The 24700-nt window shown below is 57.4% G+C and carries 20 protein-coding genes and 1 pseudogene; 11 read left to right on the forward strand and 10 right to left on the reverse strand.

Translation table 11 applies throughout. From position 1 onward, the window contains the following. Positions 1-36: 36 nt before the first annotated feature. The gene (locus tag KDX37_RS12750; protein ID WP_319941697.1) at positions 37-1059 is read right to left on the reverse strand and encodes an acyltransferase family protein; all 1023 of its coding nucleotides are present in this window, start codon (positions 1057-1059) and stop codon (positions 37-39) included. A gap of 190 nt (positions 1060-1249) precedes the next feature. Continuing rightward, positions 1250-1521: pseudogene (locus KDX37_RS12755) on the reverse strand (fatty acid cis/trans isomerase); the annotation flags it as partial. 226 nt (positions 1522-1747) lie between these two features. Here KDX37_RS12755 and metH point away from each other — a divergent pair. Next, the gene (metH, locus tag KDX37_RS12760) at positions 1748-5467 is read left to right on the forward strand and encodes a methionine synthase (protein ID WP_231653067.1); all 3720 of its coding nucleotides are present in this window, start codon (positions 1748-1750) and stop codon (positions 5465-5467) included. 87 nt (positions 5468-5554) lie between these two features. On the opposite strand, the gene KDX37_RS12765 is transcribed toward metH, so the two are convergent. After that, a complete protein-coding gene (locus KDX37_RS12765; RefSeq protein WP_231653068.1) occupies positions 5555-6670 on the reverse strand; it encodes an ABC transporter substrate-binding protein in 1116 nt (371 codons plus the stop codon). Between the two features lie 570 nt (positions 6671-7240). Between KDX37_RS12765 and KDX37_RS12770 the strand changes: the two genes are divergently transcribed. Both KDX37_RS12770 and KDX37_RS12775 read left to right on the forward strand, forming a co-directional pair. Then, complete coding sequence (locus KDX37_RS12770) at positions 7241-8899, forward strand: nitrite/sulfite reductase (RefSeq protein WP_231653069.1); 1659 nt, start codon at positions 7241-7243, stop codon at positions 8897-8899. Continuing rightward, on the forward strand, positions 8883-9377 hold the full coding sequence (locus KDX37_RS12775; RefSeq protein ID WP_231653070.1) for a DUF934 domain-containing protein: 495 nt from the start codon (positions 8883-8885) through the stop codon (positions 9375-9377). The genes KDX37_RS12770 and KDX37_RS12775 overlap by 17 nt, the downstream gene beginning before the upstream one ends. A gap of 270 nt (positions 9378-9647) precedes the next feature. Here KDX37_RS12775 and sohB read toward each other — a convergent pair whose 3' ends face one another. Further along, positions 9648-10670, reverse strand: coding sequence for a protease SohB (gene sohB / locus KDX37_RS12780; RefSeq protein ID WP_231653071.1), 1023 nt, complete (start codon positions 10668-10670; stop codon positions 9648-9650). A 202-nt stretch (positions 10671-10872) separates the two neighbouring features. On the opposite strand from sohB, the gene KDX37_RS12785 reads away from it, so the two are divergent. The 6 genes from KDX37_RS12785 to KDX37_RS12810 all read left to right on the forward strand — a co-directional run bounded on the left by KDX37_RS12785 (position 10873) and on the right by KDX37_RS12810 (position 16165). Beyond that, positions 10873-11583, forward strand: coding sequence for a histidine phosphatase family protein (locus tag KDX37_RS12785; protein WP_231653072.1), 711 nt, complete (start codon positions 10873-10875; stop codon positions 11581-11583). A 55-nt stretch (positions 11584-11638) separates the two neighbouring features. Further along, complete coding sequence (locus KDX37_RS12790; RefSeq protein ID WP_231653073.1) at positions 11639-11956, forward strand: SCP2 sterol-binding domain-containing protein; 318 nt, start codon at positions 11639-11641, stop codon at positions 11954-11956. A 197-nt stretch (positions 11957-12153) separates the two neighbouring features. Continuing rightward, positions 12154-13221, forward strand: a complete 1068-nt coding sequence (locus KDX37_RS12795; protein ID WP_231653074.1) for a phosphotransferase family protein — start codon at positions 12154-12156, stop codon at positions 13219-13221. Positions 13222-13242: 21 nt separating this feature from the next. Then, positions 13243-14010, forward strand: coding sequence for an SDR family oxidoreductase (locus KDX37_RS12800; protein ID WP_231653075.1), 768 nt, complete (start codon positions 13243-13245; stop codon positions 14008-14010). Between the two features lie 133 nt (positions 14011-14143). Next, entirely contained in the window at positions 14144-15292 is a 1149-nt protein-coding gene (locus KDX37_RS12805) for a Gfo/Idh/MocA family protein (protein WP_231653076.1), read from the forward strand. A 93-nt stretch (positions 15293-15385) separates the two neighbouring features. Next, complete coding sequence (locus KDX37_RS12810; protein ID WP_231653077.1) at positions 15386-16165, forward strand: TSUP family transporter; 780 nt, start codon at positions 15386-15388, stop codon at positions 16163-16165. Here KDX37_RS12810 and nudC read toward each other — a convergent pair. Further along, positions 16121-16969, reverse strand: a complete 849-nt coding sequence (gene nudC / locus KDX37_RS12815) for an NAD(+) diphosphatase (RefSeq protein WP_231653078.1) — start codon at positions 16967-16969, stop codon at positions 16121-16123. The genes KDX37_RS12810 and nudC overlap by 45 nt on opposite strands. Positions 16970-17007: 38 nt before the next feature. Continuing rightward, complete coding sequence (locus tag KDX37_RS12820; RefSeq protein WP_231653079.1) at positions 17008-17820, reverse strand: crotonase/enoyl-CoA hydratase family protein; 813 nt, start codon at positions 17818-17820, stop codon at positions 17008-17010. A gap of 216 nt (positions 17821-18036) precedes the next feature. Here KDX37_RS12820 and KDX37_RS12825 point away from each other — a divergent pair, with 216 nt between their 5' ends. Beyond that, entirely contained in the window at positions 18037-19521 is a 1485-nt protein-coding gene (locus KDX37_RS12825; RefSeq protein WP_231653080.1) for an ATPase domain-containing protein, read from the forward strand. Then, positions 19518-21548 (forward strand): response regulator, encoded by a 2031-nt coding sequence (locus KDX37_RS12830; RefSeq protein WP_406642231.1) that lies wholly within the window; start codon positions 19518-19520, stop codon positions 21546-21548. The genes KDX37_RS12825 and KDX37_RS12830 overlap by 4 nt, the downstream gene beginning before the upstream one ends. Positions 21549-21580: 32 nt before the next feature. Here the strand turns inward: KDX37_RS12830 and KDX37_RS12835 are convergent, their stop codons facing one another. The 4 genes from KDX37_RS12835 to KDX37_RS12850 all read right to left on the reverse strand — a co-directional run bounded on the left by KDX37_RS12835 (position 21581) and on the right by KDX37_RS12850 (position 24665). Further along, positions 21581-21958 carry a response regulator gene (locus KDX37_RS12835; protein ID WP_231653081.1) on the reverse strand — a complete coding sequence of 126 codons (378 nt, stop codon included), beginning with the start codon at positions 21956-21958 and terminating at the stop codon, positions 21581-21583. A 99-nt stretch (positions 21959-22057) separates the two neighbouring features. Next, a complete protein-coding gene (locus tag KDX37_RS12840; RefSeq protein ID WP_231653082.1) occupies positions 22058-23239 on the reverse strand; it encodes a hybrid sensor histidine kinase/response regulator in 1182 nt (393 codons plus the stop codon). Next, the gene (locus KDX37_RS12845) at positions 23233-23847 is read right to left on the reverse strand and encodes a chemotaxis protein CheB (protein ID WP_231653083.1); all 615 of its coding nucleotides are present in this window, start codon (positions 23845-23847) and stop codon (positions 23233-23235) included. The genes KDX37_RS12840 and KDX37_RS12845 overlap by 7 nt, the downstream gene beginning before the upstream one ends. Next, complete coding sequence (locus tag KDX37_RS12850; protein ID WP_231653084.1) at positions 23844-24665, reverse strand: CheR family methyltransferase; 822 nt, start codon at positions 24663-24665, stop codon at positions 23844-23846. Before KDX37_RS12850 ends, KDX37_RS12845 begins: the two co-directional genes overlap by 4 nt. Positions 24666-24700 lie beyond the last annotated feature (35 nt).

Consider the following 24700-nt stretch of genomic DNA (forward strand, 5'->3'; position numbering starts at 1 on the left):
CAATCCCGTGCATCACACAAAGTCCCAGTAATTTTGTCAGGTTAATGCGTCCACCCTGCCACGCACCCGACGGCTGTCCAGCCAGTCCTTCATCCGGCGATACAGCCCCTTCTCGATCCACTCGTAACTCAACCAGGCGCCCATGGCAATAATCGGCACGCAGAAAGCGAAGACCACGTAGGGACTCAGTCCGAAGCGCTGCGCCATCAACAACCCGCCGTAAAGCACCAGCACATGCAGCAGGTAGACCGAATAGGAGCAGTCGCCGAGCACTTTGAGCAGGCGATTGCCTCGAAAATACGGTTCAAGCGAGATACAACACAACACGATCAAAGCGCTGGGCAGGCCCCAGTTGAGCAAGCGCTGGTCGTTGGTGAGGTGGTTGATCGCATACAAACCGATGCCAATACCCACCAACGGCAACCACAGCGCCTCCTTGATCCAGCCGCGGCGATAGAGCATGCCAATGCCGATACCCAGCAGGAATTCGTAAATGATGTCATTGCCGTAGAAGCGGCTGATCAACCCGGCGCGGGCCAACACTTCACTGACGGCAAACAGCGCAGCGGCGATTATCAATGGCCTGTAACGTTGCTCGAACAGGAAAACCATCGAGAACAGCAGGTAGAAGAACATCTCGTAGTTGAGCGTCCAGCCCACATTGAGTGTGGGGTACAAGCCGTAACCACCAGGGTTTTCCGACGGTATGAAAACCAGTGACAACAGGAAGTTCTGCCAGCCGATCACCTGATGCGGCAGCATCGGTGCCGCGGCCAGCAACAGCAGCGCCATGGCGGCGGTGTACAGCCAGTACGCCGGCACGATACGGATCAGCCTGTGCAAAATGAAACGCCCTGCGGGCATGTCGCTCTTTTGCGTTGAGAGAAAGATCACCAGCCCACTGATGACAAAGAATATGTCGACGCCGACAGCGCCTTTGGAGACAAAAAACTGGCCGAGCGGGCTGCTGGCCTTGAAATCAAAAAAGATCTGCATGAAGTGATGACACACAACGACCCACGCTGCGAATGCCCGTAAAGCCTGTACCGAAATCAACATCTAAAAAACCTCTGTTTCCTGTCTTTTCAAACCGGAATCCACACTGACGTTCAGCCATGGGTTCCATGGCGTGCACCGTCTCGGACCGCTTTTTTTGAAAAAAGATCGCAGAAAAAGAGATCTGTTCAGGAAACCAATAATGGCTGCAGGCCATGTACGTCGTGGCTTGCAGCCGCATCGCACCGGCCTGGAGGTTCTCGAAGCGGTTCACGTCGAACGCGGCTGCTTCCTGCGGATCGGTTTCCTGAAGGTAACGATTGAGGTCGTGGAACCAGGTCCAGAACAATGGATGCGTACGCCGGATGCCCCACCGTTGGATGACCTGCTCGAAGCTTGCCATATCTTTGCTTTGCTGCAGCGCATCGACAAAGGTTGATACTTCACTGGCGGGGTATTAAAGATGAAATTCGGGTAACTGTTGAGCACACCTGGCCAGATCGTGAAGGTGTCTAGCCCCGGAAGGCGTTGGTCAAGCCTGAGCACTGCGACAGAAAGACAGCACAGCCAGGCATGCCTGCAAGCGGGAGGGCATTTCATCAAAGCTCTACGGAAAAAATGGCACGATTCTAAAAGCGCAAGCACACCCTCAACATGAGCGATTTTCATGCAAAAGCGTCAACAACACTAAAACCTTTCCGGTTTGGTATTATTCCGTTCTTTATGCATCGACCTTCCCAAGGTAGCCCCCATGTCTGACCGCAGCGCCCGCCATCAAGCCTTCCTCAATGCTCTTAAACAGAGGATCCTCATTCTCGATGGCGGCATGGGCACCATGATCCAGAGCTACAGGCTTGAGGAGCAGGATTACCGGGGCAAGCGTTTTGCTGACTGGCCGAGTGACGTGAAGGGTAACAACGATTTGTTGATCCTTACCCGTCCCGACGTGATTGGCGCCATCGAGAAGGCCTACCTGGATGCCGGCGCTGACATTCTTGAAACCAACACCTTCAATGCGACTCAGGTTTCCCAGGCCGACTACGGCATGGAGTCGATCGTTTACGAGTTGAACGTCGAAGGCGCGCGTCTGGCACGCAAGGTGGCTGATGCCAAGACCCTCGAAACTCCTGACAAACCGCGCTTTGTTGCCGGCGTTCTAGGTCCGACCAGCCGAACCTGCTCGCTGTCGCCGGACGTCAACAACCCTGGCTATCGCAACGTAACCTTCGATGAGCTGGTCGAGAACTACACTGAAGCCACCCGAGGGCTGATCGAGGGCGGCGCAGACCTGATTCTCATCGAAACCATTTTCGACACGTTGAACGCCAAAGCGGCCATTTTCGCGGTTCAGGGTGTTTTTGAGGAACAGGGTTTCGAACTGCCCATCATGATTTCCGGCACTATCACTGACGCTTCCGGGCGCACCCTGTCGGGCCAGACTACCGAAGCCTTCTGGAACTCGATCAGCCATGCCAAGCCGATCTCCGTAGGCCTGAACTGCGCGCTGGGTGCCAGCGAACTGCGACCTTATCTGCAAGAGCTGGCGAACAAAGCCAACACGCACGTTTCGGCGCACCCCAACGCCGGGCTGCCGAATGCCTTCGGCGAATACGACGAGCTGCCAAGCCAGACCGCCAGCATCATTGAAGAGTTTGCCCAGAGCGGCTTCCTGAACATCGTGGGTGGCTGCTGCGGCACTACGCCGGCGCATATCAAGGCGATCGCCGAAGTGGTTTCCGGCTACGCGCCACGCCAGATCCCCGATATTCCAAAGGCCTGCCGCCTGTCAGGTCTGGAACCGTTCACCATTGATCGTCAATCGCTGTTCGTCAACGTTGGCGAGCGCACCAACATCACCGGCTCTGCCCGCTTTGCCCGCCTGATTCGTGAAGACAACTACACCGAAGCTCTGGAAGTCGCCCTGCAACAGGTCGAAGCCGGTGCGCAGGTGATCGACATCAACATGGACGAAGGGATGCTCGACTCGAAGAAGGCGATGGTGACCTTCCTCAATCTGATCGCAGGCGAGCCAGACATCTCACGCGTGCCGATCATGATCGACTCGTCGAAGTGGGAAGTGATCGAAGCCGGGCTCAAGTGCATTCAAGGCAAGGGCATCGTCAACTCGATCAGCATGAAGGAAGGCGTCGAGCAGTTCATCCATCACGCCAAACTGTGTAAGCGCTACGGCGCCGCCGTTGTGGTCATGGCGTTCGACGAACAAGGTCAGGCGGACACCGAAGCGCGCAAGAAAGAAATTTGCAAACGCTCTTACGACATTCTGGTCAACGACGTGGGATTCCCGCCGGAAGACATCATTTTTGACCCGAATATCTTTGCCATCGCTACCGGCATCGAAGAACACAACAACTACGCGGTCGACTTCATCAATGCCTGCGCCTACATCCGTGATGAGCTGCCCTACGCGCTGACATCTGGCGGCGTATCCAACGTGTCGTTTTCGTTCCGCGGCAACAACCCGGTGCGTGAAGCGATTCACTCAGTGTTCCTGCTGTACGCGATTCGCAACGGCCTGAGCATGGGCATCGTCAATGCCGGACAGCTGGAAATCTACGACCAGATCCCGGCCGAACTGCGCGATTGCGTCGAAGACGTGGTGCTCAACCGTACCGCCGACGGTACCGATGCGCTGCTGGCCATCGCCGACAAGTTCAAAGGCGATGGCAGCGTCAAGGAAGCCGAAACCGAAGAGTGGCGCAGCTGGCCCGTCAACCAGCGCCTGGAACACGCACTGGTCAAAGGCATCACGACGCACATCGTCGAAGATACTGAAGAATCGCGCCAATCCTTCACCCGGCCCATCGAGGTCATCGAAGGGCCGTTGATGTCAGGCATGAACGTGGTCGGCGACCTGTTCGGCTCGGGCAAGATGTTCCTGCCACAGGTGGTGAAATCCGCTCGCGTCATGAAACAGGCCGTAGCGCACCTGATCCCCTTCATCGAGCTGGAAAAGGGCGATAAACCGGAAGCCAAGGGCAAGATCCTGATGGCGACCGTGAAAGGCGACGTTCATGACATCGGCAAGAACATCGTGGGCGTGGTGCTGGGCTGCAACGGTTATGACATCGTCGACCTGGGCGTGATGGTACCCGCAGAGAAGATTCTGCAAGTGGCCCGCGAACAAAAATGCGACATCATCGGTCTGTCAGGGCTGATCACCCCGTCGCTTGACGAAATGGTCCATGTCGCCCGTGAAATGCAGCGTCAGGACTTCCATCTGCCGCTGATGATCGGCGGCGCGACGACCTCCAAGGCACATACCGCGGTCAAGATCGAACCGAAGTACAGCAATGACGCCGTCATCTATGTCACTGACGCGTCGCGTGCGGTGGGTGTTGCCACACAACTGCTTTCCAGGGAGTTGAAACCGGCGTTCATCGAAAAGACCCGTCTGGAATATATCGAAGTGCGTGAGCGGACTTCGGCACGCAGCTCGCGCACCGAGCGCCTCAGCTATGGCGCGGCCGTGGCGAAGAAGCCGCAATTCGAATGGGAAAGCTACACCCCTGCCCGCCCGACTTTCACCGGCACGCGGGTCTTGAACGACATCGACCTCAACGTTCTGGCTGATTACATCGACTGGACACCGTTCTTCATTTCCTGGGACCTGGCCGGCAAATATCCGCGCATCCTGACGGATGAAGTGGTCGGCGAAGCCGCAACCGCGCTGTTCGCCGACGCCCGGCAAATGCTGCGCAAGCTGATCGACGAAAAGCTGATCAGTGCGCGTGCGGTGTTCGGCTTCTGGCCTGCCAATCAGGTCAACGACGACGACCTTGAAGTCTACGACAACGCAGGCAAGCCGCTGGCGAAACTCCACCACTTGCGCCAGCAGACCATCAAGCCGGACGGCAAACCGAACTTCTCGCTGGCCGACTTCGTCGCCCCCAAAGACAGCGGCCTGACTGACTACATCGGCGGGTTCATCACCACGGCGGGCATCGGTGCCGAAGAGGTCGCCAAGGCCTACCAGGACAAGGGCGACGACTACAATTCGATCATGGTCAAGGCGCTGGCTGACCGCCTCGCCGAAGCCTGCGCCGAATGGCTGCACCAACAGGTGCGCAAGGACTACTGGGGGTACGCAAAAGACGAGGCGCTGGATAACGAGGCCTTGATCAAGGAACAGTACATGGGGATTCGCCCGGCCCCAGGCTATCCAGCCTGCCCGGACCACACCGAAAAAGGCACCCTGTTCGCCCTGCTCGACCCGCTGCCGGAAGGCACGCCGGAACACACGCCGGGCAAAAGTGGCGTTTTCCTCACCGAGCACTATGCGATGTTCCCTGCCGCAGCGGTCAGCGGCTGGTACTTCGCCCATCCGCAGGCGCAGTACTTCGCGGTCGGCAAGGTCGACAAGGATCAGGTCGAAAGCTACACCGCTCGCAAGGGCCAGGACCTGAGCGTGACTGAGCGCTGGCTCGCACCAAACCTGGGTTACGACGAGTAAATCAGATGTCCCGGGGCCGACGCAGTATCTGGCTCCGGGTATGTCGGCCAATCATCTGCAAACCCGATTATTCTTCTGCGATGGTTCCTATCGCTCGCCTCCGGATTTCTTGCCCTCGGGCTGGGCAAGCGGCAGCATATTTTTCAGCGAGAACGGCGAGTCTTCGCCGACACCACTGACGTTAAACGCTTGCCTGTCAAGGCGGTACCGCTCATCCCGAGTGGCTTCAAGAAAACGTTGCGCATCCTTAAGTTCCACCACATGCAGAACATCAATCGTCCTGGCCCCCACCTGCTTTCGCGCCTGTGGATGCGCAGTGTCATAGCGGCTCAGCAAAATCATTGCCCAGCCACCCAACGTAAAGTGCCCCGTCGCAACCACACCCAGACTTCCGTTCAACTGGGCGCGCAGCGACAACGCGGTGCCGTTGATGGCGCTGAAAAAAATATCTTTGCCGGGCTCGCCACCGCGCTCACGCAGCGCATCCATTGCGCCGAAGGCCATCTGCTCGTTCGCGGACCAGACCAGCCTGATCCCGGGATAGCGCTTGAGCAACACTCGGGCCTGTTCCAGCGCGCGGTCACGGCGCCAGCCACCCAGTACAATCTGGCGCAGATGCACTTGCGGGTGTTCAGCGACCGCTCGCTGCATGCCGTGCTCACGCTGTAGCGAGACCGGCGTGGAATTGGTGCCCGAAAATGCCAACAACTCAACAACATCACCTTCGGGCACAGACGGAGCCAAAGCGATCAGACGCTTGGCGGTAACGTAGCCGCCCTCCTCATCGTTGCCGACCAGACTGCCGATAAAATCAGGGTAACGGGCAGGCAGATCGCCGAGAATGCGAATTTGATCTGCTGTCAGCGTGTTATTGACCGCGAACAACTTGACGCCGCTGCCTTGTGACAGACGCAGGATTTCCGGCGCGACGTTCAGTTCGTTGGAAAACACCAGGTAGTCAGGACGCGCATACCCCTGCAATGTGTCACGGGCCATACTCAGCAATTTGCGTGTGTCTCGGTCCGAGTGCAGGACTGTCAGCGACATACCGGTAGTGTTCGCGGCGGCCTGCATGACATGTACATAGCTCTGCCAGTAAACGTCGTTCTCCGTGCCGGGGCTGATAAACACCACAGACGCGGCCCACGATGAACTGGCCCACGAACAGGCAAGCGCAATCAACCAGCGGGCAGAGACCTTCATATTGTTGAACCTTGGGGCGCCGGGGATAGATCAGCGTATTCCTGAGCTATCGGCTGCTACCCCCGGGTTCTGGAGTGCAAACTGGGCTTTCGGCAGATTTATCTAGCGGCTACTGGCCCAGAAGATGGCAGCGCCCACCGCAAGAATCACGATAAAAAGAATGGCCCAGGTGTCAACGGAACCCCCTGGCTTGGTCGTTTTAGGGTGTTTGCTCATCGCATCGCCTCTTGTCTGTCTTATGGGTGATTGCATATGAAAAGAGAGGTCATGCCTCTCATCAGGCTTTCATCAAGGCTCAGTAAAGCCGACACTTGCCCATACAGCAAGAAGGGGCATTGGCGGCGACTGATTTGCTTATCGCTTTTAGTGATTTGCATATATATAAACATCACTTTTATCGATATCTGCAAACTGATATCTTCGCCTCCGCTCCGTAGGGAGTGCGCGACCGTGCGCGCAGAATTGACCAAATGAAGCCGGGCCCAGTGGACGATCAGCAGCTGCTATCCAGCAAGCCATGCTGATAACGCCCGCCCCGGCTCCATGACGAAGCCTGAGAACAGGACCTATATGTACGTATACGACGATTACGATCAGAGGATCATCGAGGACCGCGTCAAGCAGTTCCGGGATCAGACCCGACGCTACCTGGCGGGAGAACTGAGCGAAGAAGAGTTTCGACCGTTGCGCCTGCAAAACGGTCTTTATGTCCAGCGCTTTGCGCCAATGCTGCGCGTTGCCGTTCCGTACGGTCAGCTGACGTCGCGCCAGACGCGCATGCTGGCGAAGATCGCCCGTGATTTCGACAAGGGCTATGCCCACATCAGTACCCGCCAGAACGTACAGTTCAACTGGCCCGCGCTGGAAGATGTCCCGGACATTCTCGCCGAACTGGCAACAGTGCAAATGCACGCCATCCAGACCAGCGGCAACTGCCTGCGCAACGTGACCACCGATCAGTTTGCCGGTGTCGCCGCTGACGAGTTGGTAGACCCTAGGCCATGGTGCGAGATTGTTCGCCAATGGACCACCTTCCACCCCGAATTCGCCTATCTGCCGCGCAAATTCAAAATCGCGATCAACGGTTCGACCAGCGACCGTGCAGCGATCGAAGTGCACGACATCGGCCTTGAGCCGCTGCGCAACGAAGCCGGTGAGCTGGGCTTCCGCGTTCTGGTTGGTGGCGGTCTCGGCCGTACGCCAGTGGTTGGTGCGTTCATCAATGAATTCCTCCCGTGGCAGGACCTGCTGAGTTACCTGGACGCTATTCTGCGCGTTTATAACCGCTATGGTCGTCGGGACAACAAATACAAGGCGCGGATCAAGATCCTCGTCAAGGCACTGACACCTGAAGTGTTCGCCGAGAAGGTTGATGCGGAAATGGCCCACCTGCGTGGCGGCCAGACCACGCTTACCGAAGTCGAAGTCCTGCGTGTGTCGAAACACTTCGTCGACCCGGAGTACAAGGCACTGACCGATCAGCACGCCGAACTGGCAGCGCTGGAAGCTCAGCACCCTGGCTTCGCTCGCTGGCGTCAGCGCAATGTGCTGGCTCATAAAAAGCCGGGCTACATAGCCGTTACCCTGTCGCTCAAACCGACTGGCGTAGCGCCGGGCGATGTGACCGACAAGCAACTGGACGCCATTGCCGACCTGGCTGATCGTTACAGTTTCGGTCAACTGCGCACGTCTCACGAGCAGAACATCATTCTCGCCGACGTCGAGCAGGCTCAACTGTTCACGCTGTGGAATGAGCTGCGCGACAACGGTTTCGCCACGCCGAACATTGGTCTGCTGACCGACATCATCTGCTGCCCCGGCGGTGATTTCTGCTCACTGGCCAACGCCAAGTCGATTCCCATCGCCGAGTCCATCCAGCGTCGCTTCGACGATCTGGACTACCTGTTCGACATCGGTGAGCTGGATCTGAACATCTCCGGCTGCATGAACGCCTGTGGTCACCACCATGTGGGCCACATCGGTGTGTTGGGCGTCGACAAGAAAGGTGAAGAGTTCTATCAGGTGTCGCTGGGTGGCAGCGCCAGCCGTGACGCGAGCCTGGGCAAGATCCTTGGTCCTTCTTTTGCCCAGGACGCAATGCCCGACGTGATCGAGAAACTGATCGACGTCTACGTTGAAAAACGTAATGAAGACGAGCGTTTCATCGACACCTACCAACGTATTGGCATTGACCCTTTCAAGGAGCGCGTCTATGCAGCGAATCATTAAGAACAACGAAGTCGTCGACGAAACCTGGCACTTGCTGCCCAAGGACACGACGTTCGACAGCCTGTCCAACTGCGACGACCTGATCGTTCCGTTGGCACTTTGGCGTGAACACGCCCATGCACTCAAAGCCCGTGATGGCGGCTTGGGTGTCTGGCTGGACAGCGACGAGGAAGCCGAGGAAATCGGTGACGATGTGGACCAGTTTCAAGTCATCGCCCTGAATTTTCCGGCGTTCACCGACGGCCGCAGCTTCTCCAACGCACGTTTGTTGCGTGATCGCTACGGCTACAAGGGTGAACTGCGCGCTATCGGTGACGTGTTGCGCGACCAGTTGTTCTACATGCACCGCTGCGGCTTCGACGCCTTTGCAGTTCGCGCCGACAAGGACCCATACGAAGCTCTGGAAGGTCTCAGGGACTTTTCGGTCACGTATCAGGCTGCCACCGACGAGCCACTGCCGTTGTTCCGCCGTCGCTGATCGCCGTATGCAGAGCCAAAGCCCGAACCCTTCTGAAGGGTTCGGGCTTTTTTATCGCTGGACGAGATACAGAGCTGAGGCTTTCAACGAACAGGACAACCGATTCGTCAGCAAGCTGACCTCCACAGATGACACACTTCAAGCGAGCTTGCTCGCGAAAGCTGACTGAAGTGCATCCGAGAGATGTACCGCGCTGCTCCCGAACGAGCTGAAAACCGTTCGAGTCACGCTTCGGTGACAGTCGTCTGCACAGCACCCGTCACTCGGCGTTTACCAGAAACGCTGTTGCGTCAGGCGGCTCCACCATTTGCTCGCCAGGTGGTCAGCAGATTTTGCTGCAGCCATGCCCATGCGCTCTTGCAGGCTTTTGCGCTGCACGTAGTGCAGGTGAAATACGTCAGCATCGCGGGCGCGTTCAGCAAGGTATTCATCGCTGGTCTTGAGCTCATCGACCAGTTGCTTGTCCAGCGCGGCCATGCCCAACCAGACTTCACCAGTGGCCACTTCGTCAATTGACAACTGCGGGCGGTAGCTGGCGACGAAGTTCTTGAACAAGTCGTGAGTGATGTCGAGATCCTGCTGAAACTTCTCGCGGCCCTTTTCGGTATTTTCGCCAAACACTGTCAGGGTGCGTTTGTATTCACCGGCGGTGAGCACTTCAAAATCGATGTCGTGCTTTTTCAACAGACGGTTGACGTTGGGCAACTGAGCTACAACGCCTATGGAACCCAGGATGGCAAACGGCGCGCTGATAATCTTGTTGCCAATACACGCCATCATGTAGCCGCCGCTGGCCGCGACCTTGTCGATACAGATAGTCAGCGGGATGCCAGCCTGACGGATCCGGGCCAGTTGCGAGGATGCCAGACCATAGCTGTGAACCATGCCGCCGCCGCTTTCCAGACGTAGAACCACTTCGTCCTTGTCGGTGGCAAGGGTCAACAGCGCAGTGATTTCGTGACGCATGCTTTCAGTGGCTGACGCTTTGATATCGCCGTCGAAGTCGAGCACATAAACACGAGCCTTGGGCTCGGCCTGCTTTTTCTCAAGCTTAAGTGCTTTGCCCTGCTGCTTTCGCAAGGCCTTCAGCCGCTCCTTGTCCAGCAGCGACTGCTCAAGACGCTCGCGCAAACCCTTGTAGAAATCATTCAGCCTGGTGACCTGCAGCTGTCCGGCCGTCCGGCGGCGGCCCTTGCCTCGCATGGACGCAATGGCAACCAGCACCACAACGATGGCAATCACCAGCGTCACTGTCTTGGCCAAAAAACTTGCGTAATCAACAACAAACTCCACGGACATTCCTCACGTACGTTGCGCCCTTTCCAATCAAGAGCTGCGATGGGCCAGCATACCGGCGCCTCCTGCCGTTAACCAGCAGACGACGGTTACCAGCGATTAAAACGAGGATTTCAAACGCTCGTATGTTTTTTATTGACAGCCCCCCGACATCCCTCATAACCTCGCCAAACCTTCAACGTACCGAGATGACACGGACGTGGGCAGCATCTACCTGATACGACATGGCCAGGCCTCATTTGGTGCCGACGATTACGACGTCCTGTCGCCTGTGGGCATTCGCCAGGCACAAGTGCTCGGCGCTCACCTTGTCGATCTGGACATTACATTCGACCGCTGCATCTCGGGCGAACTGAGCCGCCAGCGAGACACCGCGCAGAACGCACTGGCCCAGTTCACGCAAGCCGGTCTTGATGTTCCACCTCTGGAAATCGACAGTGCGTTTGATGAACTGGACGCTGAGGGCGTTATCCGTGCTCTGATCCCCGCGATGCTTTCTGAAGAACCCGAAGCGCTGAACGTGTTGCTCAACGTCTCACAGCACCCTGCCGAGTTTCAGCGCCTGTTTGCCTTGATCATCGGTCGCTGGGTGGGCGGTCAGCATGACACGCTTGGGCTGCAAAGCTGGCTGGGATTCGTGGCGCGGGTCAAGGCGGGACTGGACCGAATACTCGAACAGGCAGCACCCCATGAGCGCATTGCCGTGTTCACATCCGGCGGCACCATCACTGCGTTGATTCATCTGATAACAGGCATGCCTGCACAACAGGCTTTCGGGCTTGGCTGGCATATCGTCAATACTTCACTGCACCGGCTCAAGTTCAGTGGCAGCGAAGTGACTCTGGCTTCCTTCAACAGCTACACCCATTTGCAGTTGTTGAAGACGCCGGAGCTCATCACTTTCCGATGAGCCCGGCCAATCGCGCTCTCTAAGGCGCAAGAACTCACCATAAAAGGATCAAGACATGACCTCAGTAGCCGACGCCGTTCAGACCATGAAAGCCAAGTTCAACCCAGCTGCCGCTGCCGGCCTGGACCTGATCTTTGGCTTCCACATCACTGACACAGACCAGCATTACGCACTGGTCGTGAAAGACAGCACTTGCGAACTGCAGGAAGGCGAAAACCCTGATGCAAACGTGACCCTGGTCATGGACAGCGACACTCTCAAGGGCATCGTCAGCGGCGAGACCGATGGCATGCAAGCGTTCATGGGCGGTAAATTGCGCGCCGAAGGCGACATGATGCTGGCCATGAAGCTCAGTGAACTGTTCCCGGTCTGAGTAAGCACATCATGTGACATATCAAAAACCGAAGCCGCCGCTTCGGTTTTTTTTCGTCTGCCACTGGCGCTGATCAGCCCTGATGATTGGTCTGCAACACGCTAGCCTATAAAGCTGCCGGTGACTTGTCCGGGCACTCAGCGCCCATTAGATTAGTCAATGATTCAGCTTCACCATAATAAGCAGAAGGGATAAGCATGGCGCTGATTGACCAGTCAACTGACGTTCGCACCGGCGAAGAGCTGGACATCGCTCTGATTGATCCATACCTGAAAAGTCAAATCCCGGACCTGCAGGGTACGCCAGAGGTCAGCCAGTTTCCGGGCGGTGCCTCAAATCTCACGTATCTGATTCGATACACGAGCCGGGAGCTGGTACTGCGCCGCCCGCCGTTCGGACACAAGGCCAGATCGGCTCACGACATGGGCCGCGAGTACCGAATTCTCAACCAACTCAAGGAAGCTTTCCCCTACTGCCCTACGGCGTACGTGCACTGCACTGACGAATCACTGATCGGCGTGCCGTTCTATGTGATGGAGCGGGTCAAGGGCATCATCCTGCGTTCGGAGATGCCACCGGAGATGGGCCTCGATGCTCAGCGAACCGAACGGCTGTGCAAGAGCTTCGTCGACAAACTGGTCGATCTGCACCGCGTCGATTACAACGCGTGCGGCCTGGGAGACCTGGGCAAGCCGCAAGGCTACGTGCAGCGTCAGATCGCCGGCTGGAGCGAGCGGTATGAGAAAGCCATGACGCCTGATGCGCCCGCCTGGGAAAAGGTGAAAGCCTGGCTGGTGGAAAAAACGCCCGATGACTCGCCAACCGCAAGCATCGTGCATAACGACTATCGGTTCGACAACGTGATCCTGGACCCCGACAATCCGATGCGCATCATTGGCGTACTGGATTGGGAACTCACCACGCTCGGTGATCCACTGATGGACCTTGGCAACACACTGGCTTACTGGATTCAGGCTGACGATCCGGCACCGGTCCAGTTGATGCGACGCCAGCCCAGTCACTCGCCTGGCATGCTGACCCGTCAGCAGTTTGTCGATTACTACGCCGAACGCGCGGGCATCAAGATCGACAATTTTGACTTTTACTACACCTATGGCCTGTTTCGCCTTGCCGGTATTGTTCAGCAGATTTACTACCGCTTCTATCATGGTCAGACCCAGGACAAGCGCTTCGCCCAGTTCATCCAGATGAACAGGCTGCTGGAGCAGATGAGCCTGAACGTGATCGCCAAATCCAGCCTTTGAAGACACCCGCAAGGAACAGACATGTCCAGAACCCAGCTATTTGATCTAGACGGCAAGATCGCCTTCGTTTCCGGTGCCAGTCGCGGGATCGGTGAAGCCATCGCCAGACTGCTTGCGCAGCAAGGTGCGCACGTCATTGTGTCGAGTCGCAAGATTGAGGGCTGCCAAAGCGTTGCAGACGCGATCATTGCCGAAGGCGGCAAGGCAACCGCGCTGGCCTGCCACATCGGCGAGATGGAACAGATCAGCCAGGTGTTCGAGCAAATCCGCCAGCAATTCGGGCGGCTGGATATTCTGGTCAACAACGCAGCCACCAATCCGCAGTTCTGTAATGTCCTGGATACTGACCTGAGCGCGTTTCAAAAGACCGTAGACGTGAACATCCGCGGTTATTTCTTCATGTCGGTAGAAGCCGGAAAGCTGATGCGTGAAGGCGGTGGTGGCAGCATCATCAATGTTGCCTCCATAAACGCCGTGTCGCCTGGCGCCTTTCAAGGCGTCTATTCGATGACCAAGGCCGCCGTGATTAACATGACCAAAGTGTTCGCCAAGGAATGTGCAGGTTTCGGCATTCGCTGCAACGCGTTGCTGCCCGGCCTGACAGACACCAGGTTCGCCTCGGCACTCGTCAAAAACGATGCGATTCTGAAAACAGCACTGGCGCAGATTCCTCTCAAACGCGTCGCAGCGCCCAGCGAAATGGCCGGCGCGGTACTGTATTTGGCCAGTGAAGCCTCAAGCTACACCACCGGCGTGGCGCTGAACGTCGATGGCGGGTTTCTCTCCTGATTCCGAGCCTCCACAACGCCTCAATGGAAGCCTTCGAGATGCCTGCGAGCACTTATAAAGAGAATTAATATTCCATTAGCTAATTTTATGGAATATATTTTCCGCATAACAACTATCCTTTCTGGAGACTGTCATGCGGGAAACCTCGTCCAATGCTCGACCGACACTCGGTATCGGCCTGATCGGCACCGGCTTCATGGGGCGCGCACATGCCCTGGCCTTCAGCAACGCAAACGCTGCGCTGGAATTGCCCGCCCGCATTCGCCTCGCAGCACTGGCAGACGCAGACAGCGCACGCGCAGAGCAGTGTGCGATGGCATGGGGCTTTGACCGCAGTCACAGCGACTGGCAAACGCTGATTGCCGACCCTGACGTCGACATCGTTGCGATTACTACCCCCAACCACCTGCACTTCCCCATGGCAATGGCCGCCATCGCCGCAGGCAAGGCGGTCTACTGCGAGAAGCCTCTGGCTGTAAGCCTGGCTCAGGCCGATGAAATGCGCCGCAGCGCAGAAGCCGCAGGCGTCGTCACCCAAGTGGGTTACAACTACCAGCACAACCCGATGATTGGCCTCGCCAAACACATGATTGCTGCCGGTGAGCTGGGCGAGATCGTCAGCTTTCAAGGCGAATTCAGCGAAGATTTCATGGGCGATGCGGGCTCACCCTGGTCGTGGCGCTGCGAGGCCGCCCATGCGGGAGGTGCCCTGGCAGATCTCGGCAGTCATTTGTTGGCCATGGCCCGCTACCTGCTCGGTGATATCGAAGCGGTCTGCGCCGACGCCAACACAGTTCATCGCCAGCGACCGGCAAGCGTCGGCAACCCGGAACAGCGAAGCATCGCGGTGGATGATCAGACCCATGCCCTGCTCCGCTTTGCCAATGGTGCACGCGGAACATTCAGCACCAGCTGGCTGAAGCACGGCTACAAGAACCACTTGAGCTTTGAAATAAGCGGCACCAAAGGCACGCTGGCGTTCGATCAGGAGCGCCTGAACGAATTGCGTGTCTACCGAAGCGGCGCGTCTGGGCGCGACGGCTTCCAGCGACTGCTGGCAGGTCCACATCTGCCGGGATATGCCGCATTCTGCCCGGCACCGGGTCATCAATTGGGTTACAACGAGCTCAAGGCGCTCGAAGTCCAGTCACTGATTCTGGCCGTGTGCGGCAGAGGTGGCAGCGGACCTGATTTTCAGGAGGCCTGGCAGATCGAGCGTCTGGCCACTGCCATCCGCCAGGCTGCTGCGCAACAGCGCTGGATAAAGCTTGAGGACGTCTGAGCCGCTTCCTGCATGACCTGGGAAGGGAGTAGAATGCGCGGCGTTCGGACAGCCATTCTGCCCTCTGCCCTCTGCCATAAGCCTGATTTTTCCATGCCTTTTGAACTCAGCGTCGATCTGACCACCCTCGCCATTCTTGCTGTCGTCGCATTTGTGGCGGGCTTCATCGACGCTATTGCGGGCGGTGGTGGGCTGTTGACGACTCCGGCCCTGATGACTGCCGGGCTGCCCCCGCATCTGGTGCTCGGCACCAACAAGCTCAGCTCGACCTTCGGCTCGGCGACCGCCAGCTTTACCTACTTTCGCCGCAAGCTGTTCGAACCACGACAGTGGGTACACGCAGCAGTAGGCACTGCAGTCGGCGCTGCCATCGGCGCAGTGATCGCCCACTACCTGCCCGCCGAATTCATCAACCAGATGTTGCCGGTGATCGTCTTTGGCTGTGGGTTGTACCTGCTGTTTGGTGGCACGCCCAAGGCACCGCTGGACAGCGCAGCGCCCATCAAGAAGAAATGGCAGTTGCCCCAAGGCTTGAGTCTGGGCTTCTACGACGGCGTCGCAGGTCCGGGCACTGGCGCATTCTGGACGGTCAGCACAGTGCTGATTTACCCGGTAGATCTGGTGAAAGCCAGTGGCGTAGCGCGCAGCATGAATTTCGTCAGCAACGCGGTGGCGCTGTCGGTGTTCATGTTTTCCGGTCAGGTGGATTACGTGATCGGGCTGTGCATGGGCCTGGCAGTGATGCTCGGCGCCTACTTCGGCGCGGGTACGGCCATCAAGGGCGGTGCCAAATTCATCCGCCCCGTGTTCATTACCGTTGTCATGGGGCTAACGGTTCGACTGGCCTGGCAGCACTGGTTCGGGGGCGCCTGATCGCTTGGCAAGATAGGCTTCGATCAGGTAGCGAGCGATAGACCGGTTGGCCGGCAGCAGCGGCAGATCATCGATGCGGAACCACTGCGCGTCTTCGATTTCATCCGCCTGAGGCACGATTTCACCGCTTTCGTATTCCGCGTGGAAGCCAAGCATCATGGAGTGTGGGAACGGCCAGCACTGGCTGCCCATGTACTGAAGGTTCTTGATGCGAACCTGAACCTCCTCCATGACTTCGCGATGCACGCAGTCTTCCGCAGACTCCCCTGGTTCGACGAACCCTGCAAGCGTGCTGTAGACGCCGGGAACAAAGCGTGGAGAGCGCGCCAGCAAAACCTCGTCTGCGCGAGTGATCAGCACGATCATGCTGGGTGAAATGCGTGGGTAGAAACGCAGGTTGTCATGTTCACAGTACATCGCCCTCTCGCCAGGGACCTGCACAGTAGGTCGCCCGCATGCCCCGCAGAAGCGATGCTCTCTGGCCCAGGTAGCGATCTGCGCGGCGTAGCCCAGCTTCTGGAACACCGCAAAATCGCCTTCCAGCATGAACTGGCGCAAGCCCTGCCATGAACAGCCTTCAACCGGCACAGAGCGCTCCAGCACCAGCAGATACACTGGCTCGCCATCAAAATACCCGATGCCATGTTCGCTTTGCACCGGCAGATCCAGCCCCTTGAGCCATGCTCTGGGGAACATTGCCCCCTGGCTGTCCAGCAGAAATCCCTGATCTCCCTGGACCACAGCCCATCCACCACTGGCTTCGATGTCCAGAACGGCAGTTGTCCAACGCACCGCCTGCGTCATGGCATGACTCCTTTGCTTGGCCTCAAGCTTTCAGTGCATCAATTGTCGAATACCGGCGTCTGTCTGCTCATCTGCGCAACCATCGCCAGCTTCAGGTCCGCTGATTGCAGCATGGCCGCGTTCCAGATAGCAACGTGTTCAAGTCCATCCTCGACCCGATGGTCACGCATGTAACCAATCATCTGCTTGGTGCCTTCAATGGCAATCGGGGACTTACTCGCTATTTGACGCGCCACGGCGAAAACACCTTCAAGCAGACTCGCATGGTCGCTGAAAATGCCATTGACCAGACCCATTCGCTGCGCTTCGTCAGCCTCGACTGTCCGTCCGGTGTAGGCGAGCTCGCGCATGACCCCGTCGGGGATGATGCGCGGCAGACGTTGCAGAGTTCCCACATCAGCCGCCATGCCCATGTCGATCTCGCGGATCGCAAACTGCGCGTTGCTGGCCGCATAACGCATGTCGCAGGCTGAGACCAGATCAATCGCACCGCCCAGACAATAGCCTTGAATCGCCGCCAGGACTGGCTTGCGGCACTTGTCCACGGCAGTAAACGAAGCCTGCATACCTTGAATCTTGTGCTTGAGCATTCTGGCGTTACGCCCCACGTCCTTGCCCATCTGATTGGCAACGCCGGCCAGCATTGCCAGATCAATACCCGATGAGAAATGCTTGCCTGCGCCGCTGAGTACTACCACCCGTACTTCATCATTACCTTCGACCCACTGGAAGACCTCGATAATCTCGGTCCAGAAAGCCTCGTTCATTGCATTGAGCTTGTCGGGCCGATTGATCTGCACATGGGCAACGTTGTCGGCCAGTTCAACAATAAACGTCTGGTAATCGGGCACGGTCTGTTCCTCGTCGAGCTTTTTATTGATCTCCAGACTATAACAAGCTCTTGGCTGTGCCCGTAAGGAGACTGATGTGACATTCGCCGGACCTCACGTCATCCGTTCGGATGTATTGAAGGTCCATGTTGTTACAAATAGTATGAACCGCGAGAGTGAGCCGAGGTCCAGTATTGGGTGGCTTCCTTACCTCATAAGGTCATTAGAGGGCGATAATTGAATACGTCAAAAGCGGCAACCGGCATTGAAGGACTGGACGACATACTCTCCGGTGGTTTTTCACGCAGTCACGTTTTCCTTTTGGAAGGCGAGCCCGGAACCGGCAAGACAACCGTTGCGCTGCAGTTTTTATTGGCAGGCGCAAAAGCGGGTGAAGTTTCTTTATATATAACGCTGTCCGAAACCGAGCGGGAATTACGCGATGGTGCGCGCTCCCATGGCTGGGAACTCGATGAACATATCCAGATATTCGAGCTGACCCCGCCGGAAAGTTTTCTGGACGGCGATCACCACCAGAGCCTGCTGTATTCGGCCGATCTGGAACTGGGCGAAGCAACACGGCAGATATTTGAAGTAGTCGAGCGGGTCAAGCCATCACGCGTGGTCATCGACAGTTTGTCGGAAATCCGCCTGCTGGCGCAGAGCTCGCTGCGCTATCGTCGACAGATCCTGTCGATCAAGCACTATTTTGCGCGTTACGACGCGACCGTTGTGCTACTTGATGACCTGACGACCGAATCCCTCGACAAGACAGTCCATAGCGTGGCTCACGGCGTCATTCGGCTGGAGGAACTCACACCGGATTACGGCGCAGAGCGTCGCCGCCTGAAAATCGTCAAGTTTCGCGGGCAGAAATATCGCGGTGGTTTTCATGATTTCACCATCGCTGCGGATGGCATTCATGTCTTCCCGCGTCTGGTGGCAGCGGAGCACCGTTCGAACTACACGCGCACGCAGTTCAGCAGCGGCATTCAGGCGCTGGATGACTTGCTGGGTGGCGGGATCGAGACCGGTTCCAGCACACTGATTCTCGGCCCGGCAGGTACCGGTAAATCGCTGATCAGTCTGGTCTTCGCTGCTCAGGCGGTGGCACGAGGCGAGCGCGTCGGGCTGTTCATTTTCGACGAGGAACTTGGCCTGCTGTTCGAGCGGATGCGCAAGATCGGCATCGACCTGCGCGAACTGCAGAAGACCGGTAATCTCATCATCGAGCAAATCGATGCCGCTGAAATGTCGCCGGGTGAGTTTTCTCACCGCGTGCGCCGTGCCGTCGATAAAAAGCAGATCAAGACCGTGGTCATCGACAGCATCAATGGCTACCAGGCATCCATGCCGGAAGAAAGCGCGCTCGTATTGCACATGCACGAGCTGCTGCTGTACCTCAACCGGCAGGGTGCCTCCACGTTCATGACTGTCGCTCAGCACGGACTGGTTGGCGATATGCGCTCGCCGGTCGACATTACCTATTTGGCGGACAGTGTGATTCTCTTGCGTTATTTCGAAGCGCTTGGCCAGGTACGCCGAGCCATCTCCATCATCAAGAAGCGTACCGGCAGCCACGAGTCAACCATCCGCGAATACCGGATTGGCTCTGGCGGCCTGAAAATCGGCGCACCGCTTGAAGCGTTCCAGGGCGTGTTGCGCGGCGTTCCTACCTACTTGGGTGAAAGCAAACCACTGATGACGGACGATGACTCGTGATAACGCCTGGGCAACAGTCAGAACGCGCAGTCATCCTGGCACCCAGGGGTCGTGACAGCCAGATCGCGGTGATGATCCTCAAGGAGGCCGGTTATCCGGCCACCGTTGCTTCCAATCTTGACGAGCTGGTCCGCGAAATCAGTACCGGCGCCGGGCTGGCGATCATTGCCGATGAGGCGTTGCGCAGTCATGACATCAGCCCGCTGGTTGATTTGCTGAGCAGCCAGCCAGCCTGGTCAGACCTGCCCATCGTGCTGCTGACTCACCATGGCGGCCCGGATCAGAACCCTTCAGCGCGTATGGGCAGCGTGCTGGGTAATGTGACCTTTCTGGAGCGGCCTTTCCATCCCGTCACGCTGGTCAGTCTGGTCACCACGGCAGTTCGCGGCCGACGACGTCAATACGAAGCCAGGGCACGGATGGAAGACCTGCTTGAAGGCGAACGGCGGTTGCAGAACGCACTGAAAGCAGGACGCCTGGGGTCTTGGCAGCTTGAAGCCGAACGACTCCATCTGACCTGCTCAGCCATCACCAAAGCGCATTATGGACGTGATGACCGTGAGTCCTTTGGCTACGACGACTGGCTGTCAGTCGTGTATTTCGAGGACCAGCCTCGCATGCAGTCCGCCCTCCAGCGCAGCCTGGACACCGGGGTCGATTTCATCATCGAATACCGCAACATCTGGCCGGACGGCTCACTCAACTGGGTTGACGTACGCGCCAGAGCAATTCGCAACAAAACGGGTCTGGTCACGGCCCTGGCTGGAGTAACCTCGGACATTACCGAGCGCAAGCAGGCCGAATCACAGCTACGACGCCTGAACGAGACACTTGAACAACAGGTGGAAGAACGTACTTCACAGTTGCGGCACAACGAAGAAGTCCTGCGGCAGTCGCAGAAAATGGAAGCCGTCGGTCAATTGACTGGCGGTATCGCTCACGACTTCAACAATATGCTGACCGGAATTATCGGCAGCCTTGAATTGATCAGGCGGCGACTGGCCCGCGGTCGCACGGAAGACATCGACAATCTGATCGACCTGGGCGTGACGTCGGCCAACCGCGCCGCCGCCCTCACCCATCGTCTGCTGGCCTTTTCGCGGCGTCAGTCGCTGGACTCCAAGCCTGTCGAGATGAACCATCTCGTCACCGCCATGGGTGAACTGATCAAACGCAGCGTCAACGAAAGCACAGTGCTGGAGATGCGCCTTGCCGATGATCTGTGGACCGCCGAGGCAGACCCCAATCAACTGGAAAATGCGCTGCTCAATCTGGTGCTGAATGCCAGAGACGCCATGCCGGACGGTGGGCTGCTTGTGGTCGAGACATCCAACCAGCAACTCGACCGATCATTTACCAATACTTACGAAAACCTGCTGCCAGGTGACTATGTGGTCTTGAGCGTGAGCGACAACGGCTGTGGCATGCCGGAAACAGTCATCAGTCGCGCTTTCGACCCGTTCTTCACCACCAAACCCATTGGCCAGGGTACCGGGCTCGGGCTGTCGATGATTTACGGGTTCAGCAAGCAATCTCACGGTCACGTGTCGATCAAAAGCGAAGTGGGACGCGGCACCACCGTGCAACTGTTCTTGCCGCGCTTCCAGGGTGCCAAGGAAGAAGATGAGCAGAATTTCCAGAGCAATGCGGTATACGCGAAGGAAGGCGAAACTGTATTGATCGTAGAAGACGATCCGGCCGTCAGAGCGCTGGTCAGTGAAGTGCTCAGCGAACTGGGCTATGCCTATATCGAAGCCGGCGACTCCGTGGGTGCGGTGCCAGTACTGGAATCCGGGCAACGCATTGACCTGCTGATCAGTGACGTGGGCCTGCCCGGCATGAACGGTCGCCAGTTGGCAGAAATTGCCAGGCAGTTACGCCCGGAGCTGAAAGTCCTGTTCATCACCGGCTACGCGGAGCACGCAGCAGTACGAGCGGGTTTTCTGGACACCGGCATGCAAATGATCACCAAGCCTTTTGCTTTTGATCATCTGACGTCAAAGGTTCGGGAAATGATCGAAGCCTGAACCGTAGTCCGGCTTCGCCGTCGCGCTGCCGGTCAGGCCAGCAGGTCCTGGATCTGCGATTGCAGGGTTTCCATCGTAAAAGGCTTGGCCAGAATGGGCGCCCTGGAAGCAATAGGACTGCCGGAATCGACGATTTCCGCAGGATAGCCACTGATGAAAATCACCTTGAGCTCGGGACGCAGTTTGACTGCAGGCTCAGCGATCTGCACGCCTGAGATACCACCTGGGAGACGGTAGTCGGTGATCATCAGGTCAAGGTGCGGCTTGGTCGCGAGAATCTCGAACGCTTGCTCGCCATTCTCTGCCTGCAGGACACGATAGCCCTCACCCGACAGATAATCGGCCAGCAACATCAGGATCAGGGGTTCGTCTTCCACGATAAGTACGACGTTTTCTGCATCAGCGCTCATTGAACTGCCTATGATCTGGAAATAGCTGCCATTACGACCACGGCCTGCATCGTAGGTTGCGCCAAAGTGCGATAAATCCCTGTCGCCAGTGACTTTATTTTACAGCGGCAGACAAACGCGGAAGGTCGACCCCTTGCCTTCCTCGCTTTCCACTTCAATCCGGCCGCCATGGGCCATCACGATCTGCTCGGAAATGAACAGCCCCAGGCCCAGTCCGGCAACCGCATGATTGGCCGTTACGCGCTCGAACTGTTGAAAAATACGCTTCTGGTTTTCAGGTGTGATCCCGATTCCCTGATCCCTGACCTTAACATAAGCATGGCCAGCCTCGCAATACACGCGGACCTCGATCGGCTTGCGTGCGCCATAGCGCAAGGCATTGGTCAGCAGGTTCGCAACCACCTGCTCGATGCGGAACTCGTCCCATACGCCTATCACAGGCTCCTGCGCAACGAGCGTGATGCTGGAGTGCGCCGCCGCGATCTGCGCTGCGAAGTTTTCCAGCAACTGGCTGACCAGTTCGCTCAGATCAAAAGGGTTGGGGCGTATGGACAGCTTGCCGGTACGAATGCGTGACACATCCAGCATGTCTTCGATCAGCCTGATCAGGCTCTGGATCTGACGCTCGTCACGGTCGACCATGGCGCGCAGCTTGTCGAGTGTGAACGCGGCAGAGTTGTCCTTGGCCAAGTGCAGCTTGCGCAGTTGAGTTTCAAGGATCAGGCCGTTGAGCGGCGTACGCACTTCGTGAGAGACGATAGACATGAAGTCGTCACGCATGCGTATGGCATGCTCAAGCTCGCCCTGAGTGACTTGCAGGCGCTTGAGCAGGATCTCTTGCTCATGGCGACTCTGTTCGAGCGCTTCGACCTGCAGCTTCATGGCCTTGCGCTGACGATAGAGGTCCACGAAAACATTGACCTTGCTCTTGACCGCATGAATGTCCAGCGGCTTGTGCAGGAAGTCGACTGCTCCGCTCTCATACCCTTTGAACGCGTAGTTGAGTTCACGGCCCGCGGCGCTGACAAAAACGATGGGGATACTTTTGGTCTTTTCGGTGCTGCGCATCAGCTCGGCGAGCTCGAAGCCGTTCATGCCTGGCATCTGCACGTCGAGAATGGCCAGCGCAAATTCGTGCTGCAACAAGAGCGACAACGCCTCATCTGCCGAGAGCGCCTTGAATACAAGACGATCTTCGCGCTTGATCAAGGCCTCGAGCGCCAGCAGGTTTTCAGGCAAATCGTCGACGATCAACAGCTTGGCCTGGATGTCATTTAGCATGCGATTCGTTCCAGCTCGACCAGCAACTGGCCAATATCGTTCAAAGACAGAAGGTAGTCTGGCGAGTGCAGCGCCAGAGCAGCTTCAGGCATGGTACGTGCCTGAGCCTGCACGGGGTCCTGGACAACCGTGAAACCTCGATAATTCTTGATCTGCATCAATCCTGACGCGCCATCATTGTTGGCACCCGTCAACAATACCCCGGCGAGCCGGTCACCGTAGGCGTCCGCCGCCGAGCCGAACAGAATGTCTATGCTGGGGCGCGAGTAAAACACTCGCTCCTCCTGGCTCAACGAGAGGCTGTAGTCCGCCTCGACCGACAGATGATAGCCCGCCGGTGCAAAATACAACGTGCCCGCAACGATGTTTTCCTTGTCGTCTGCTTCCTTGACCGGAATCGGCAGTCGGTTCTGGAACACATGCGCCAACTGGCTGCGACGATCATCAGGCAAATGCAGAACCGTGAGGATCGGCAGCCGGAACCCGGGTCTCAGCCTGCTGAAAATACGTAACAACGCCTCGACCCCTCCGGCTGACGCGCCCACCACGATGGCGTCGACGACTGGCAGACCGTTATCGATAGAAGCGCCGTCAAAGGTCGTTCTCATGATTTGCGGTAGATCCGCTCTGACTTCACCATCGTCTCGAAGGCATGGCTGTAGCCAGAAAAATCCAGGGTCTCCTTACTGCCCAGGGCCAGAAAGCCTCGATGGCACAGTGATTCATGAAACAACCCAAACGCACGATCCTGGAGCTTTTTATTGAAATAAATCAATACGTTACGACAGGAAATCAGCTGCGTCTCGGAGAATACACTATCCGTGGCCAGGCTGTGATCGGCGAACGTGACATTTTCACAAAGCGTTTTGTCGAAGATCGCGTGATCGTAGGCGGACGTGTAGTAGTCGGTGAAGTCGCGCTGCCCACCGGACCTGCGATAGTTCTCGGTATAGGTGGGAAGATGTTCGACCGAAAAGATGCCCTGCTTGGCTTTTTCCAGCGAGCGCGGGTTGATGTCGGTGGCGTAGATGATGGTCCGCTCCAGCAGGCCTTCCTCGCGCAGCAGAATAGCCATCGAATAGACCTCCTCCCCGGTGCTGCAGCCTGCGATCCACACCTTGATCGAGGGATACGTACGCAGCAGCGGCACGACTTCCTGACGGATAGCCAGAAAGTGCGAGGAGTCACGAAACATCTCACTCACCGGGATCGTGAGAATTTGCAGCAATTGCATGAAAGCTGCCGGGTCGTGCAGCACACGCTCCTGCAGCGCCGAAATGGTGGCGCATTCAAACTGACGCAGGGCATGCGCCACGCGGCGCTTGACCGAAGCACCGGAATAATCGCGAAAATCGTAGCTGTATTTGAGGTAGATCGCCTCAATCAACAGCCTCAACTCGATCTCGGCGTTTCGATCAAGATGCATGGACGGGCTCGGCAAAGTAGTCAGACTCGTTCGGT

The sequence above is a fragment of the Pseudomonas californiensis genome (assembly GCF_021147775.1).
Taxonomy (GTDB): Bacteria; Pseudomonadota; Gammaproteobacteria; order Pseudomonadales; family Pseudomonadaceae; genus Aquipseudomonas; species Aquipseudomonas californiensis.

Excerpts from the sequence above, each read along its gene's own strand:
- metH (WP_231653067.1), top strand. The coding sequence starts at position 1,748 with ATGTCTGACCGCAGCGCCCGCCATCAAGCCTTCCTCAATGCTCTTAAA.
- nudC (WP_231653078.1), bottom strand. The coding sequence starts at position 16,969 with ATGACGCAGGCGGTGCGTTGGACAACTGCCGTTCTGGACATCGAAGCC.
- KDX37_RS12840 (WP_231653082.1), bottom strand. The coding sequence starts at position 23,239 with ATGCTAAATGACATCCAGGCCAAGCTGTTGATCGTCGACGATTTGCCT.
- KDX37_RS12810 (WP_231653077.1), top strand. The coding sequence starts at position 15,386 with ATGCCTTTTGAACTCAGCGTCGATCTGACCACCCTCGCCATTCTTGCT.
- KDX37_RS12770 (WP_231653069.1), top strand. The coding sequence starts at position 7,241 with ATGTACGTATACGACGATTACGATCAGAGGATCATCGAGGACCGCGTC.
- KDX37_RS12800 (WP_231653075.1), top strand. The coding sequence starts at position 13,243 with ATGTCCAGAACCCAGCTATTTGATCTAGACGGCAAGATCGCCTTCGTT.
- KDX37_RS12795 (WP_231653074.1), top strand. The coding sequence starts at position 12,154 with ATGGCGCTGATTGACCAGTCAACTGACGTTCGCACCGGCGAAGAGCTG.
- KDX37_RS12835 (WP_231653081.1), bottom strand. The coding sequence starts at position 21,958 with ATGAGCGCTGATGCAGAAAACGTCGTACTTATCGTGGAAGACGAACCC.
- KDX37_RS12790 (WP_231653073.1), top strand. The coding sequence starts at position 11,639 with ATGACCTCAGTAGCCGACGCCGTTCAGACCATGAAAGCCAAGTTCAAC.
- KDX37_RS12750 (WP_319941697.1), bottom strand. The coding sequence starts at position 1,059 with ATGTTGATTTCGGTACAGGCTTTACGGGCATTCGCAGCGTGGGTCGTT.
- KDX37_RS12845 (WP_231653083.1), bottom strand. The coding sequence starts at position 23,847 with ATGAGAACGACCTTTGACGGCGCTTCTATCGATAACGGTCTGCCAGTC.
- KDX37_RS12775 (WP_231653070.1), top strand. The coding sequence starts at position 8,883 with ATGCAGCGAATCATTAAGAACAACGAAGTCGTCGACGAAACCTGGCAC.
- KDX37_RS12805 (WP_231653076.1), top strand. The coding sequence starts at position 14,144 with ATGCGGGAAACCTCGTCCAATGCTCGACCGACACTCGGTATCGGCCTG.
- KDX37_RS12850 (WP_231653084.1), bottom strand. The coding sequence starts at position 24,665 with ATGCATCTTGATCGAAACGCCGAGATCGAGTTGAGGCTGTTGATTGAG.
- KDX37_RS12765 (WP_231653068.1), bottom strand. The coding sequence starts at position 6,670 with ATGAAGGTCTCTGCCCGCTGGTTGATTGCGCTTGCCTGTTCGTGGGCC.